Origin of the sequence: Sorangium sp. So ce176 (assembly GCF_051519835.1) — a bacterium.
GTDB classification, from domain to species: domain Bacteria; phylum Myxococcota_A; class Polyangia; order Polyangiales; family Polyangiaceae; genus Sorangium; species Sorangium cellulosum_G.
The window spans coordinates 7,018,305-7,033,931 of sequence record NZ_CP150371.1 but is presented as its reverse complement, the minus strand read 5'-3'; the positions used below and the strand labels follow the sequence as shown (position 1 = coordinate 7,033,931).

8 protein-coding genes are annotated in these 15,627 nt (G+C 71.4%); 4 read left to right on the top strand and 4 right to left on the bottom strand.

The window, feature by feature from the left end; genetic code table 11:
- Positions 1-12 precede the first annotated feature (12 nt).
- From trmFO to WMF42_RS26265, 4 genes are all read left to right on the top strand, one after another.
- Positions 13-1,425: a methylenetetrahydrofolate--tRNA-(uracil(54)-C(5))-methyltransferase (FADH(2)-oxidizing) TrmFO gene (gene trmFO / locus WMF42_RS26280; RefSeq protein ID WP_437685471.1), complete on the top strand. Its 1,413-nt coding sequence runs from the start codon at positions 13-15 to the stop codon at positions 1,423-1,425.
- Between the two features lie 195 nt (positions 1,426-1,620).
- Positions 1,621-3,105 carry a DUF2330 domain-containing protein gene (locus tag WMF42_RS26275; RefSeq protein ID WP_061606901.1) on the top strand — a complete coding sequence of 495 codons (1,485 nt, stop codon included), beginning with the start codon at positions 1,621-1,623 and terminating at the stop codon, positions 3,103-3,105.
- Positions 3,106-3,601: 496 nt separating this feature from the next.
- Complete coding sequence (locus WMF42_RS26270) at positions 3,602-4,729, top strand: phospholipase D-like domain-containing protein (RefSeq protein ID WP_437685469.1); 1,128 nt, start codon at positions 3,602-3,604, stop codon at positions 4,727-4,729.
- Positions 4,730-4,947: 218 nt separating this feature from the next.
- Entirely contained in the window at positions 4,948-5,319 is a 372-nt protein-coding gene (locus WMF42_RS26265; RefSeq protein WP_437685467.1) for a hypothetical protein, read from the top strand.
- 226 nt (positions 5,320-5,545) lie between these two features.
- Here WMF42_RS26265 and WMF42_RS26260 read toward each other — a convergent pair whose 3' ends face one another.
- From WMF42_RS26260 to WMF42_RS26245, 4 genes are all read right to left on the bottom strand, one after another.
- Positions 5,546-7,342, bottom strand: coding sequence for a protein kinase domain-containing protein (locus tag WMF42_RS26260; protein WP_437694351.1), 1,797 nt, complete (start codon positions 7,340-7,342; stop codon positions 5,546-5,548).
- 283 nt (positions 7,343-7,625) lie between these two features.
- Positions 7,626-8,126 carry a hypothetical protein gene (locus tag WMF42_RS26255; RefSeq protein WP_437685465.1) on the bottom strand — a complete coding sequence of 167 codons (501 nt, stop codon included), beginning with the start codon at positions 8,124-8,126 and terminating at the stop codon, positions 7,626-7,628.
- A gap of 257 nt (positions 8,127-8,383) precedes the next feature.
- Positions 8,384-14,242 carry a HAMP domain-containing protein gene (locus WMF42_RS26250; protein WP_437685463.1) on the bottom strand — a complete coding sequence of 1,953 codons (5,859 nt, stop codon included), beginning with the start codon at positions 14,240-14,242 and terminating at the stop codon, positions 8,384-8,386.
- A gap of 530 nt (positions 14,243-14,772) precedes the next feature.
- A complete protein-coding gene (locus WMF42_RS26245; protein ID WP_061610186.1) occupies positions 14,773-15,363 on the bottom strand; it encodes a hypothetical protein in 591 nt (196 codons plus the stop codon).
- Positions 15,364-15,627: the final 264 nt, after the last annotated feature.

Sequence of the window (15,627 nt, the reverse complement as noted above, 5' to 3'; positions counted from 1 at the left end):
CTGGTGAGCTGTATGAGCGGAGCGGAGAGCCCGTGCGACGTTGTCGTCGTCGGAGGCGGCCTGGCCGGTTGCGAGGCGTCGTACCAGCTCGCGCAGCGCGGGCTGCGCGTGCGCCTCATTGAGATGAAGCCGCACCGGCGCACGCCCGCGCAGACGAGCGACCGGCTGGCCGAGCTCGTGTGCTCGAACTCGCTGCGCGGCGCGGCGCTGAGCAACGCGGTGGGGCTCCTCAAGGAGGAGCTCCGGCGCGTGGGCTCGCTCGCCCTGCGGTGCGCCGACGAGACCTCGGTGCCGGCCGGCGGCGCGCTCGCGGTCGACCGCGAGCGGTTCGCGGAGGCGATGACGCGGGCGATCGAGGCCCACCCGCGCATCGCCGTCGACCGGCGCGAGGCGACCGAGATCCCCGCCGAGCGCCCGGTGATCCTCGCGACCGGCCCGCTCACCTCGGACGCGCTCGCGGCGAGCCTCGCCGCGGCCGTCGGCGCCGAGCACCTCGCTTACTACGACGCGATCGCGCCCATCGTCAGCGCCGACTCGATCGACTGGTCGCGCGTGTGGAAGCAGTCGCGCTACGGCAAGGGCGTCGTCCGGGGCGAGCGGCCCGCGGAGCCGGAGCGCGCCGCGCCGCCGGAGGACGCGGCCGAGCGCCGCGACGACGCCGAGGTCGGCGACGAGGCCTACGTGAACTGCCCCTTCGACGAGGCGCAGTACAAGGCGTTCGTCCGGGCGCTGGTCGAGTCCGAGAAGGTGGAGGCGCGCGACTTCGAGCAGGTGCGCTACTTCGAGGGGTGCCTGCCGTGCGAGGTGATGGCCGCGCGCGGCGAGCAGACGCTCTCCTTCGGGCCGATGAAGCCGGTCGGGCTCACCGACCCGCGCACCGGCCGGCGCCCCTACGCGGTCATCCAGCTTCGCCCGGAGGACGAGGCGGCGACGGCGTACAACCTGGTCGGCTTCCAGACGCGCATGAAGTACGCCGAGCAGCTCCGGGTGTTCCGGATGGTGCCCGGCCTGGAGGAGGCCGATTTCCTCCGCATGGGCTCCGTCCACCGGAACACCTTCGTCGACGCGCCGGCGCTCCTCGGCCCGGCGATGGAGCTGCGCGCGCTGCCGGGCGTGCACCTCGCCGGCCAGATCGCGGGCGTGGAGGGCTACGTGGAGAGCGCCGCGGCCGGGTTCGTGTGCGCGATGCTCCTCGCGCAGAAGCTGCGGAACGAGCCGCTCCGGCCGCCGCCGCCCACGACGGCGCTCGGCGGCATCCTCACGCACCTCGGCCGCAAGCAGCCCACGTATCAGCCGTCGAACATCACCTGGGCGCACATCGCGCCGCTCGATCCCGCGCAGGGCAAGCTGCGCAAGCGCGCCCGCTACGAGGCGATGGCCGAGCGCGCGCTCCGCGACCTCGACGCGTGGTGGGCCGCGGGCTGACGGGCGGCCCCGGCGCGCGTCGGGCGCGCTGACGGACGGCCCCGGCGCGCGGCGGGCGACCGCGGCGGCGCGCCAATCGTGCGCGGGCCGCCCGCCGGGCGCGGGCTTCGATACCCTGGCGCTGGTGCGCTGCGCGCCGCCCGCGCGCTCCAGGAGCCCGCCCGTGCGCGGGCCCGCGCCCCATGGAGGTAGCCGATGAGACTTCGCTTGCTCGCGTTCCTTGCGCTCGCCGCCCCTGCCGCGACGCTCCTGCCACCGCGCGAGGCGCTCGCGTGCGGCGGGTGCTTCGCCCCGGCGACCGAGACCACCGTCGTCAACGCGCACCGGATGGTGCTCTCCGTATCGCCCGTCCAGTCGGTGCTCTGGGATCAGATCCAGTACGCCGGCGATCCCAGCGAGTTCGCCTGGGTGCTCCCGGTCAAGCGCGGGGCGACCCTCCAGGTCGGCTCGGACGCGTGGTTCGAGACGCTCGACGCGGCCACGTCGGTGCGCATCACCGCGCCGAGCTCCACGTGCGCCTCGAACGGCGCGGGCTGCGGCAGTCTGGCAGCGAGCGACTCGGCCTCCTTCGGGGGCGACGCGTTCGGCGGCGAGCAGGTCACGGTGCTCCACCGCGGCACGGTCGGCCCGTACGAGACGGTGACGCTCACGACCGACACGCCCGGCGCGCTGAACAAGTGGCTCGACACGAACGGCTTCGGCGTCGACGCGTCCACGAAGCCGGTCATCGACGCCTACGTCGAGGAGAACTTCGACTTCATCGCCCTCAAGCTCCAGCCGGGCAAGGACGTCAAGGAGATGACGCCGGTGCGGGTCGTCATGCCGGGGGCGAACCCCACGCTCCCGCTCCGGATGGTCGCCGCCGGCACCGGCGCGAACGTCGCGATCACGCTCTTCACCATCAGCGAGGCGCGGCTCACGCCCGAGGGGTTCAAGGCCGCGGCCGTCCCCCACGACCTCCTCGCGTGGGACTTCGCCTCGCAGGAGTCGAACTACGGCGTGCTCCGCGAGAAGGCGCTCTCCGCGGCCGACGGCGGCCGCGCGTTCCTCACGTCCTACGCGCAGCAGGGCTCGCTGTTCTCGCCCGTGTCGAGCCCCGCGGCGCCGTTCGGCGTCCAGTACACGACGAGCGGCACCACGGCCCCTGTCGACACGATCGCCGCGGCGTTCGCGCAGCAGGGGCTCGCGAACGGCGAGACGCAGGACACCGCCTGCGCCGTGCGCTTCGCCCAGCTCGCGGCGGAGGGCCGCGCCGTCGGCAACCCGTGCCCGGCCGGCGTCCCGCTCTCCGACCCGAGCTGCGACGAGGTCGCCTCCGGCCAGATCGACGCGCGCGAGCTCGCGTGCGGCCCGCTCGACGACCTCGCTGTCGCGATGATCGGCCTGCACCCGAAGGACGTCTGGCTCACGCGCCTCGAGGCGAACCTGCCGCGCGCCGCGCTCGACACGGACCTCGTCCTGAACCCCGGGCCGCAGGAGCGGGTCGACAACTGGCTGCGCGCCCGCGTGAGCGTCCACGCCGAGGTGCTCTGCGGCGCGGCGCTCCCGGTCCTCGACGTCGACCGCGCGTCGCGCTCGCGGGGGCAGGGCGCGCTCGTCGGCATGACGCTCGGCGCCCTCGCCCTCGCCGCCGCCGTCGTCCGCCGCGGCGCGCGCCGCTTCGCCTCCCGCCCCGCCTGACCCGCGCTCAGACCCCCGCCTCCCGGTCCCTGGTCCGCGACACGGGCAGGCCGTGCCCCTGCTCCGGGATGATGGTGAGGTCGCCGCTGCGTGGCCGGCGCGGCCGGCGGCTCGCGCGCCGGCGCTCTCCACTGCCGTTCAAATCGGATGCCGCGCCGGCGCTCGCGGACACGGCGCCGGGATCGGCCGGAGAGGCCGCTTGCCTCGGCGGCGCTGTGGCGAGGCGGTCGAGCGAGGCAGTCTGCCACGTAGCGAGTCTCCTTCTGCCGCCGTCCTGGCGGGTTCGCGCCGAGGCGAGGTGGCATACGGGCTGCTTCAGCCGTTGTGCTGAGGGCGTGCGGGCCACTGCGGCAATCGAGCTGCAGCCGCCCGGCGCTCAGGACTCGACATGACCTGCTCGGTGCTGACTTTTTCAGGCTCCAGGGCGCATTCCAGACCAGGTCACGCGACGGCGGGCAACGCGCCTGCGCCCCACGCCACGCGTCTCCTGCCTGGAATGGCGACGGTGCTCGAATCGCTTTTCGACGACATCGCGCGCGCCCGGGAGAAGATCTGGGTCTCCACATACATCTACCGCAACGACCTGATGGGTCACCGCTTCGCCGACGCCTTCGCGGACGCCGCGCGGCGCGGCGTCGACGTGCGGCTCCTCTACGATGCGCTCGGCAGCCACACCACGCCTGCGCCTTTCTTCGAGGACATGAGGGCTCGCGGCATCCGCGCCCGCGCTTACCGGCCGCTCAGCACGGTGCTCCGCGGGGGCGCGCTGTTTCCGCGGGAGCACTCGCGCGTCGTGGTCATCGACGGCGCGGGCTACGTCGGCGGCGCCGCGTGGGCCGACGAGTGGCTGCCGCGCGATCAGGGCGGCGGCGGCTGGCACGAGGTCTGTAGCCGGGTGATGGGGCCGTGCGTGGCCGACATGGAGCGGGTGTTCGAGTGCCGCTGGATGCTCGCCAACGAGGCCGCGGGCCGATCCTTCGACTACTGGACCGGCGGCGTCTACGATGACGTGGAGTTCATCACGGACGCGCCCAGGCCGCCCGCGGTCATCTACGAGCGTCACCTGGAGCGGATCCGCGCGGCGCGGCGCCGCGTGTGGATCGAGAACGCGTATTTCTGCCCGCCCCGCGGGCTCGAGCGCGAGCTCATGGAGGCCGCGCGCCGCGGCATCGACGTGAAGATCATCGTGCCGCGCAGCTCCGACCTCCCTGTCATCCGCAACGCGAGCCTCGCGCGGTACAGGTCGTGGCTGGAGAACGGGCTCCAGATCTACGAGTTCCTCCCCTCGATGCTCCACTCGAAGTTCGCGGTCATCGACGACGACTGGGCGACGGTGGGGACCTTCAACGTGAACCCGACCAGCCTGAGGTGGGTGAGCGAGGCGAACCTCATCGTCAAGCAGCCTGCCTTCGTGAGGGACGCCGCCCTGGTCTTCGAGCGGGACCTCGAGAAGAGCGAGGCGGTGTGCCTCAACAACCTCCCCAGGCTGGGGCCGCTGGCGCGGCTGCGGAACGCGCTGTGGAGCATGGGCCTCGATCTGCTGGAGCCGCGGTACGCGGGCGTGCGCTGGCACAGCGCGCTCCCCGAGCGCGACGGCGGGTTGCTGCCTTCGCTCGGTGTCTAGTGAGGCCCACGGCCGCCAGGCCGGCAGAACAACGGCCCTCGATCGGGTCGAGCGCCTCCCGGCGCATCGCGGCTCATCTCCAGAGCGCTCCACGGCCGCCCCTGCGACGTCCCGCGGCGCGCCGCTTGGCGCCACGGCGTCTCGGCCCCAGCAGGGACAGGCCCAGACGATGGGTCACGTGGCGCCCGCGGCCGCCGAGGGCAGGAGGGGAGAGCAGGATGAAACGTCGTATCATGCAGCCCTGGAAGGGCGTTGTTCCGGCGGGCGTCGCCGGCGCGCTGCTCGCGCTGCTCGGCTGCGCCGATCTCGACCCCCCCGGGAGGGCCGCGGACGACGAGCCGCCGGGCGCGGCGGAGGGCGGTGACGAGGCGCTGGGGGAGGGGAGCGCCGAGGCCACCGCGACCGGCAGGTGCCTCGTGACCGGATGCAGCCGGCAGCTCTGCGCCGAGAAGCCGACCACGACGACGTGCGAGTGGCGCGAGGCCTACGCCTGCTATGCGTCGTACGGCGTCTGCGAGCGCGACGCGGCAGGCCAGTGCGGCTGGCGTCCGACGCCGGAGCTCGCCGCCTGCCTGCGCGCGAGGCGGTGAGCCGTGGCCAGCTCGTCGACGCCGGTCCTCCAGAGCAGCGAACAGGCCGAAACCCAGAGAAAATGAACCACAGAGGCACAGAGGGCACAGAGGAAGAGAAAGAGAGAGGAAGAGATAGAATAGGTCGTCCTGATCTCTCTTCTCTTTCTCTCTTCCTCTGTGCCCTCTGTGCCTCTGTGGTTCAACTCTCTTCATTCTTGGCTGTTTCAGCGGATCGGCCGCCAGGCTAGGGCGCCGCCGGGGCGTCCGGGGACCACTCCGCCGCCCCGGCATCCGCGGCCGGCGCCGGCGGCGCCTCCTCGGTCGGCCGCTGCGCGTCGGTTTCCCGCCTGGCCGCCGCGGTGTCCTCGTGGGGCTCGACCGTGCTCGTCGAGCCCTCGGCCGCCGGCGGCGGCGGGCAGGCCGTCTCCCCGCCCGCCTGCCCCCCATCCACGAGGCAGGACCCGGCGGCCTCGGGGGACGGTGCGGTGGGCGACGCCTGCGCCACGAGCAGCGGCGCCTCCACGCCCGCGTCGGACGCGGGCAGCTCCGGCAGCGCGGTCGCCGCCGGCGCGGGGACCTTCTCGGGCGCGGGGGCGGCCGCCGTGGCCGGCGCCGCGGCGGGGGCGGGCTTCGCGGCGCGCGCCGGGCGCGGCGCCACGGGCGGCGCCGGCGTCACCACGAGCCCGCGCGCCATGCTCGCCGTGAGGGAGCTCCCCTCGGCCGCCGGCTGCGTCGGCGCCGGCGCCGGCGCTTCGGCCACCGTCGTCGCGGGTGCGGCCGGGGGCACCGGCGTCAGCTCGGCGACAGGGCCCGTCGTGACCGGCGCCACGCTCCACGCCGCCGCCCCCGCCATCAGCACGAACCCGGCCGCCGCGACGCGGCGGAACGGGAAGCGCTCTCGCAGCGAGGGCCGCGGCGACGGCTCCCCGGTCCCCCGCAGGTTCCCCATCGCCGTCGCCTCGGACCACGCGCGCTCGCCGCTGTCCTCCAGCGGCTTGCGCCCCGCCACCATCGGCGCCCTCGGCTCCGCCTCGGCCGGCGCCCGCCGCGCGGACGCCATCGGGAGCTGCAGCTCCATGGGATCGTCGGCGCGGCGCGAGTGCAGCGTCGGCGCGGAGCTCACAACCATCGGTCGCGGCGACGGCGCCGGGACCTGGCTGGACCGCTCGTCCAGCCACTGCGCGCGCAGCGACGCGCCGCACACGTCCTCCGAGACGCCGCGCGAGAGCAGCCACGTCGCGAGCGCGACGCCGAGCTCGCGCATGCTCCCCCAGCGCTCCTCCGGGTCCTTGCGCAGGCCGCGCTCGATGATCGACCACAGCGCCGGGTCCGCGCCGCACCGCTCGACGAGCGACGGCACCGGGTCCTGGAGGATCGCGCGCAGCGTCCCGAACCCCTGCTCCCCGGCATACGGCGTCTCGCCCGAGATCGCCTCGTACAGCATCGTGCAGAGCGCCCAGATGTCCGCGCGATGATCGAGCTGGCCCTGCCCGAGCGCCTGCTCGGGCGGCATGTACTGCGGCGTCCCGATCACGGCGGCGCCCGTCGAGCCGGACTCGGGCTCTGTCCAGGTGACCTTCGCGATCCCGAAATCGACGACCTTCGGCTGGAGCCTGCCGTCGCCATGATCCGCCAGCATCACGTTGTCCGGCTTGAGATCCCGGTGGACGATGCCGCGCTCGTGCGCCGCGTGCATCGCGCTCGCGACAGGCAGCAGGATCGCGATCGCCGACTCGGGCGAGAACCGCTGCTCCCGGCAGAGCACGTCCCTCAGGGCCTCGCCCTCGAGCAGCTCCATCACGATGTACGGCGTGCCGCCCGCGGTCTTGCCGAGATCGAAGACGCGCACGATCCCCGGATGACTGAGCTTCGCCGCCGCGCGCGCCTCACGGAGCAGCCGCTCCGCGATCGCCGGAGAGCGCATCTCCGGTCGCAGCACCTTGAGCGCCACGTTCGCCTCGAGCGCGGTGTTCGCGGCGACCCAGACAGAGCCCATCGCCCCCTCTCCCGCCTTACGGAGGAGCTGGTACTTGTCGCCCACCAACGTGCCGACCTCGAAGAGTTCCCCTAAGGTGTGCTCGTAACCCTGGGTCATGTTGCTCGACATGCGCTCTCCTGCCGCCTGCTCGGGGCATCCCGCCGCTCACCTCGCCACGCCACGCGTTCCACATCGAAACCTGGAGCATCGCCCATGCCAGAAGTCTGCTCTCGGGGAACGCCTGAAACCCTGCGCGGGCGCGTGAGCGGCAGCGCGCCTCAGCGAGGCAAGTTGCCACGCGCCCGGGCGCGGTCGAGGCACGCGAGCGCCGTGCCCGCAAAGCACCCTAGATGAAGCTGTCGTAGGGACGCTTGAGCGCGCTGTCGCTCCGGACGTTCTCGGCGCCGGCATACTCGAGGATCATCTCCAGGATCTCCGCGTCTCGCTGCGACTGGGCGTGAACGCCGACGAGGATCGCGCCTTGCTGCAAGCCGGTCTCGTAGACGCGCGCGCGGTGCTCGGGGATCCCGGCGGCGACGAGCGCGCCCGCCGCGCTGCCCGCACCGGCGAGCGCGGCCTCGATCGGCCCTGCCGCCACGAGCCCGAGGCCGGGGAACGCCGCGCTGGTGCCGAGCGCCGCGAACGTGACGACGGCCGCCCCGGCCCCGCCCATGGCGGTGTCCGCCGCCTTCGCGCTGGTTCCGCTCTCGACATGCTGGCCGAGCGCAGCGTGACCCATGACAACGCTGATGGCGTCGCGCCTGTATCCACAGCTCATGATGCGCTCAACGGCCCTCTCGGCGTCCGCCCGCGTCTGCAGCAGACCGGTCACCACCTTTGCCTTCACGTACCACTCCTTTGCGCAGGGGCGTCACCGCGCGGCGCGATCCCTCGCTGTACTCTGGAATCCCACACGAATCAGCAGACGGCGTGCCAGCCAAGATCGCCGCGGATGCCGGGGATCCAGCGATGTCGGCTGTGGACGGTCGCGCAAGGAACTGCGCAGAGACGCCACACTGGGGCATCATTGCAGCGCAGACGAACTGTCCGTCGCGCCCGGGGCTGAGCCCGCTGTGATGCTGGTGAGCAGCCGCCGGGACGAGCTCAGCGATGCAGCCAGATCCGGAGCAGCGCGAGGAGCTGCTCCGTGTCGACCGGCTTCGAGATGTAGTCGGTCGCGCCCGCCTCGAGGCACTTCTCCCTGTCGCCCTTCATCGCCCTGGCCGTGACAGCGATGATCGGCAGCGTCTGGAAGACGGGCCGTTTGCGGATCGCGCGCATGGTGTCGTATCCGTCCATCTCCGGCATCATGATGTCCATGAGGACGACATCGATACCGCTCGTCCGCTCCAGGCGCTCGATGGCGGCCTTGCCCGTGTCCGCGGCGAGGGTCGTCATCCCGTGGCTCTCGAGGACGGTCTTCAGCGCGTAGATGTTGCGGAAATCGTCGTCGACGATGAGCGCGCACTTGCCGGAGAGCGCGGCGGTCGGCTCGTGGAGCTGCTCCACGATGAGCCGCTTCGGCTCCGGCAGGTCCGAGAGCCGGCGGTGCAGCGCGAGCGTCACCTCGTCGTAGAGGCGCTCTCGCGACTGGACGTGCTTCACCGGGAGCCGCTGCGCCAGCCGGGCGACCTGCACCTCGTCGTCCCCGGCGATGTCGGCCGGCGTGTACACGATCGCCGTCAGCTCGGCGAAGCGCCCGGCACGGTCGAGGTGGTCGATGAGCTCCAGGCCGGACATGTCCGGCAGGCGCAGCCCGAGCACGAGGGCGTCGAACCCCTCGTGCTGGAGCGCCGCGAGCGCCGCCTGGCCCGTCTCCACGCTGGTGATCGCGACCCCCTCGTCCTGGAGCAGCTCGGCCACGGGGTCGCCCGCGGCCCTGTCCGGCTCGATCAGGAGCAGCCGGCGCCGCGGCGAGTTGACCAGCCCGTCGAGCCGCCCGAACGCGTCGTCGAGCGCCGTCCTGCTGCTCAGCGGCTTGTTGAGCAGCCCCACAGCGCCCATCCGCCGCGCGCGGCACCGCTCCTCTTCCGTCTCCGTCGTGATCACCTGGACCGGGATGTGCCGCGCCTGGAGATCGCGCTTCAGGCAGTCGAGCACGCGCCACCCGTCGATGTCGGGCAGGTTGATGTCCAGCGTGATCGCCAGCGGCCTGAGCTCGCGCACGAGCGAGAGCGCGGTCGCGCCGCGGACCGCGACGATCGCCTTGAAGTTGTGCTCCCGCGCGACGTCCACGAGGAACCGCGCGAAGGCTGTGTCGTTCTCGACGATCAGGAGCGCGCGATCGCCCGGGCGCACGTTGTCGCTGTCGTCGACGATCTGGGCGTCGGCAGCGGTGGACAGGCGATCGGACGGACGGCTGCTGTGGATGGGCTCCTCGTTGATCGCCGGGGCGTCGAGGATGTGCGCCGGCTGCCGCCGCGCCGCCCGCACCGGCCGGTAGCTGCGCGGCAGGTAGAGGGTGAACGTGCTCCCGCGGCCCGGCGCGCTGACGAGCACGAGATCGCCGCCGAGCAGCCGCGCGATCTCCCGGCTGATCGCGAGCCCGAGCCCGGTACCGCCGTACTTCCGGCTCGTGCTCCCGTCCGCCTGCTGGAATGCCTCGAAGATGATCTGCTGCTTGTCCGGGGCGATCCCGATGCCGGTGTCGTGGACAGAGAGCGCGATCACCGCGTCGGCGCGGCTGAGCACATCGTTCTCACGGCTCCAGCCCTCGCGGGCCACTGTCACCTCCAGGATCACCCGGCCGCGCTCGGTGAACTTGAAGGCGTTGGAGAGCAGGTTCTTGAGCACCTGCTGCAGCCGCTTCGCGTCGGTGAGCATCGACGGCGGCAGCTCCTGCGCGAAGGCGAGCTCGAACTCGAGCTTCTTCGCCTCGGCGACGTGCCGGAACGTGCGCTGCACGTAGTCCGAGAGGTCCTTGAAGCTGATCTCCCCGACGTCGACGACGACGGTGCCCGACTCGATCTTCGAGAGATCGAGGATGTCGTTGATGAGCGCCAGGAGGTCGGTGCCCGACGCGTGGATCGTCTTCGCGAACTCGACCTGCCGCGGGGTGAGGTTCTGGTCGTTGTTCCTGGAGAGCTGGTCCGAGAGGATGAGGAGGCTGTTCAGCGGCGTCCTGAGCTCATGGGACATGTTGGCCATGAACTCCGATTTGTACTTGGAGGTGAGCGCGAGCTGCCGCGCCTTCTCCTCGAGCGCCTGGCGGGCCTGCTCGACCTCGTGGTTCTTCCGCTCGACCTCGACGTTCTGCTCCGCGAGCAGCCGCGCCTTCTCGCCGAGCGCCGCGTTCGTCTCCTGGAGCTCCTCCTGCTGGCTCTGGAGCTCGCGCGCGAGGGACTGGGACTGCTTGAGCAGGTCCTCCGTGCGCATGTTCGCCTCGATCGTGTTGAGCACGATCCCGATCGACTCCGTGAGCTGGTCGAGGAACGCCTGGTGGGTCGGGCTGAATCGCTCGAACGACGCGAGCTCGATGACCGCCTTGACCTGCCCCTCGAAGAGCACGGGGATGACGATGATGTTGACCGGCGGCGCCTCGCCGAGCCCGCTCGTGATCGTGATGTAGTTGGGGGGCGCGTTGACGAGGAGGATCTTCTCCTTCTCGAGCGCGCATTGCCCGACGAGCCCTTCGCCGAGCTTGAAATGGTTGTCGACGTGCTTGCGCTCCTTGAACGCGTAGCTCGCGAGCAGCTTCAGGACAGACTCGTCCCGGGAAGCGTCCATGATGTAGAAGACGCCCTGCTGCGCCGTGACAACGGGGGCGAGCTCGGACAGGATGAGCCGACCGACAGTGAGCAGATCCTTCTGCCCCTGGAGCATGCGCGAGAACTTGGCGAGGTTGGTCTTGAGCCAGTCCTGCTCGCTGTTCTTCAGCGTCGTGTCCTTGAGGTTCCGGATCATCTCATTGATTGTGTCCTTGAGCGCCGCGACCTCCCCCTGCGCCTCGACCTTGATGGACCGGGTGAGGTCGCCCTTGGTCACGGCGGTGGCCACCTCGGCGATCGCGCGCACCTGCGTGGTGAGGTTCGCGGCGAGCCGGTTCACGTTGTCGGTCAGGTCCTTCCACGTGCCGGCCGCGCCGGGGACGCTCGCCTGCCCGCCGAGCTTGCCCTCGACGCCTACCTCGCGCGCCACCGTCGTCACCTGGTCGGCGAAGGTCGCGAGCGTCTCGATCACGCCGTTGATCGTGTCCGCCAGCGCCGCGATCTCGCCCTTCGCGTCGACGACCAGCTTGCGCTTGAGATCGCCGTTCGCGACCGCGGTCACGACCTTGGCGATGCCGCGCACCTGGTTCGTCAGGTTGCCGGCCATGAAGTTCACGTTGTCGGTCAGGTCCTTCCACGTGCCGGCGACGCCGGGGACGCTGGCCTGCCCGCCGAGCTTTCCCTCGGTGCCCACCTCGCGCGCCACGCGCGTCACCTCCGACGCGAACGCGTTGAGCTGGTCCACCATCGTGTAGTTGATTGTGTTCTTCAGCTCCAGGATCTCGCCGCGGACATCGACGGTGATCTTCTTCGACAGGTCGCCGTTGGCGACGGCCGTCGTGACGGCGGCGATGTTGCGGACCTGCGCGGTCAGGTTCGACGCCATCGAGTTGACGGAGTCGGTGAGGTCCTTCCACGTGCCGGCGACGCCGGGGACGCTGGCCTGCCCGCCGAGCTTTCCCTCGGTGCCCACCTCGCGCGCCACGCGCGTCACCTCCGACGCGAACGAGCGGAGCTGATCCACCATCGTGTTGAAGGTGTCCTTCAGCTCCAGGATCTCGCCGCGGACATCGACGGTGATCTTCTTCGACAGATCGCCGTTGGCCACGGCCGTTGTGACGGCGGCGATGTTGCGGACCTGCGCGGTCAGGTTCGACGCCATCGAGTTGACGGAGTCGGTCAGGTCCTTCCACGTGCCGGCGACGCCCTTCACCTCGGCCTGGCCGCCGAGCTTCCCCTCGGTGCCTACCTCGCGCGCCACGCGCGTCACCTCGGCCGCGAAGGAGCTGAGCTGATCCACCATCGTGTTGAAGGTGTTCTTCAGCTCCAGGATCTCGCCCTTGACGTCGACGGTGATCTTCTTCGACAGGTCGCCGCGGGCCACGGCCGTGGTCACGTCGGCGATGTTGCGGACCTGCGCGGTCAGGTTCGACGCCATCGAGTTGACGGAGTCGGTGAGATCCTTCCACGTGCCGGCGACGCCGGGGACGCTGGCCTGCCCGCCGAGCTTTCCCTCGGTGCCCACCTCGCGCGCCACGCGCGTCACCTCCGACGCGAACGAGCGGAGCTGATCCACCATCGTGTTGAAGGTGTCCTTCAGCTCCAGGATCTCGCCGCGGACATCGACGGTGATCTTCTTCGACAGGTCGCCGTTGGCCACGGCCGTTGTGACGTCGGCGATGTTGCGGACCTGCGCGGTCAGGTTCGACGCCATCGAGTTGACGGAGTCGGTCAGGTCCTTCCACGTGCCGGCGACGCCTGTCACCTCGGCCTGGCCGCCGAGCTTGCCCTCGGTGCCTACCTCGCGCGCCACGCGCGTCACCTGGGCCGCGAAGGAGCGGAGCTGATCCACCATCGTGTTGAAGGTGTTCTTCAGCTCCAGGATCTCGCCGCGGACATCGACGGTGATCTTCTGGGTCAGGTCGCCGCGGGCGACGGCCGTTGTGACGGCGGCGATGTTGCGCACCTGCGCGGTCAGGTTCGACGCCATCGAGTTGACGGAGTCGGTCAGGTCCTTCCACGTGCCGGCGACGCCCTTCACCTCGGCCTGCCCGCCGAGCTTGCCCTCGGTGCCTACGTCGCGGGCGACGCGCGTCACCTCGGCCGCGAAGGAGCTGAGCTGATCGACAGTCGTGTTGATGACGTCCTTGATCTGGAGGATCTCGCCGCGGACATCGACGGTGATCTTCTGCGTCAGATCGCCGTTCGCGATGGCTGTCGCGACCTTCGACACGTCGCGGAGCTGGACCGTGAGGTTCGACGCCATCGAGTTGACGGAGTCGGTGAGATCCTTCCACGTGCCGGCGACGCCCTTCACCTCGGCCTGGCCGCCGAGCTTGCCCTCGGTGCCTACCTCGCGCGCCACGCGCGTCACCTCCGACGCGAACGACCGGAGCTGATCCACCATCGTGTTGAAGGTGTCCTTCAGCTCCAGGATCTCGCCGCGGACATCGACGGTGATCTTCTGGGTCAGGTCGCCGCGGGCGACGGCCGTTGTGACGGCGGCGATGTTGCGCACCTGGGCGGTGATGTTGCCCGCCATCGAGTTGACGGAGTCGGTGAGATCCTTCCAGGTGCCGGCGACGCCCTTGACGTCGGCCTGACCGCCGAGCTTTCCCTCGGTGCCTACCTCGCGCGCGACGCGCGTGACCTCGGAGGCGAAGGTGCCGAGCTGCTCGACCATCGTGTTGACGGTCTTGGCCGTCCGGAAGAACTCGCCGTCGAGCGGCCTGCCGTCCACCTCGAGGGCCATCGTCTGCGAGAGGTCGCCCTTGGCGACCGCCCCGATGACGCGCGCCGTCTCGGCGGTGGGGTGGACGAGATCGCCGATGAGCGCGTTCATGCACGCGATCTCCTCGGCCCAGGCCCCGTTCACCTCGCCGATGAAGGCGCGCTGCGAGAGCTTGCCCTCCTTGCCCACCACGCGGCTCAGGCGCTGGAGCTCTCGCGCCATCCTGTCGTTGAGCTCGACGACGTCGTTGAACGTGTCCGCGATCTTCCCGTCGAGCCCCTCCAGATCGGGGGGCAGCCGCACCGAGAAATCGCCCTTCTTGAGCGCCGTCAGCGACAGCAGCAGCGTCCGCCTGTCGATCCCGCCCTGCTCGACGGCCGGCGCGGCGCGGGCGACGCTGGCCGCGGGGGCCTTCTTCGCGCGCGCGGCGCCGTGCAGCCCGTCCCCGGACGCGCCCTTCTTTGTCTTGCCGTTGCCGGCTCTCGTCTTGCGGGCCGCCTTGTCGAGGTCGCTTCGCTGCTCCATGCCGCTGTTCTCCTGGCCTCGCCTGCGAGCGGGGCTGCTCTTTCAAGGGAAACGAGAGCGCGCCCCGGACACGGAGGTGTCCCGGAGCGCCGCGAGCGGTGGGGCCGGAAGCCTGCGCGTGGCCCCCGCAGGGGGCCCGCGCCTCGCAGCGAGGCGGGGGAGAGGACGGCTGGAGGACAGGCCCTCTCGCCTGGTGGGCAGAACCCTCGATCGCCGCGAGGAGGGCGGGCCTCTTCGGGCCGCTGAAAGACAGGGCTTTCGATCCCCGACCGCGAAGATTCCGTCGGGTCTCATCGATGTTCAGGCTTCGGTGAACGATGCGCGTCCGCACCCACCGCACGACAACATGAGTTCGTATACTACGCAGGCGCGCAGCCGGGCAAGCTTCGCGCCGCGCGCGTGGCGCGCCTTGCCCGGCTGCGCCGTCGGGGCCGGGTGTGTGGCGAGCAGGCCTGCGCAGCCACGCTGTCAGCGCACCGTGACGGCAGCCGCGCGCGGGGGGGGAGAGGGGCGGGTCGAGGCGCCTTGGCTCAGGCCACGTCGGCCTTCGGCGTGCGGCGCTTCGGCGGGAGAGAGCTCGGCTTCTTCTGCCGCGGCGTGACGATGCAGTAACGCCCTGCCTCTCCGGCCTTCTCGTGGACGCCCGACTCCATGGCGTGCCGCCCCGGCCTCAGCGGCGGCAGCCATCGCGACACGCTCGCGAGGCACGACGGGCGCTCGGGGAAGGGCGACTGACGGGGGCGCGGCCGCTCCGGGATCGCGTCGTCGGGGCGCTCCGTGCCCGCGTCGTGCGCCCGCTCCAGGCCTGCGTCGACCGGCCGCTCCAGGGCCGCGACGGCTTCGAGCGCCCGCTCGGACGGGGAGCCGTGCGGCGGCCGCTCGGACGGCGTGCCGTACGGCGGGCGATCGGACGACGGCCCCTGCGGCGGCCGCTCGGTGAGCGCGCCCTGCGCCCCGTCGAGCGAGGCGCCATGCTGCGCAGGGTGCATGCCGGACGATGCGCGTCGCTTCGCGGTCGTCGCCGCGATCCGGAGCCGGAGATCCTCGACGTGCCTCGCGAGCCGCTCGGTCTCCTCCGTGAGCCGCGCGAAATCATCGACCTGGCTTCTGCGCTCTGACATAAACGAGTCCTTTGCTGCGTTTATCAGCCTATCTCGACTCTCTGACTCGCATCCGTGCACATCACATGCCGAGCGAGCACAGGACGCCTGAACGGAACGTGCAAGGCGGAGCAGAGCGACTGTGTGGCGAACTGCCGCGTCATGGCAAAGGTGCCTCCACGCTGTAATCGCGATCTCTGCTGTAGGCCAGCGCGACGAGCGGAAAGCGGCGAGAAAGCGCGGGGGCGGAATCGGCGGCACGGCCTGTGCCATGCGAGGCCGCAC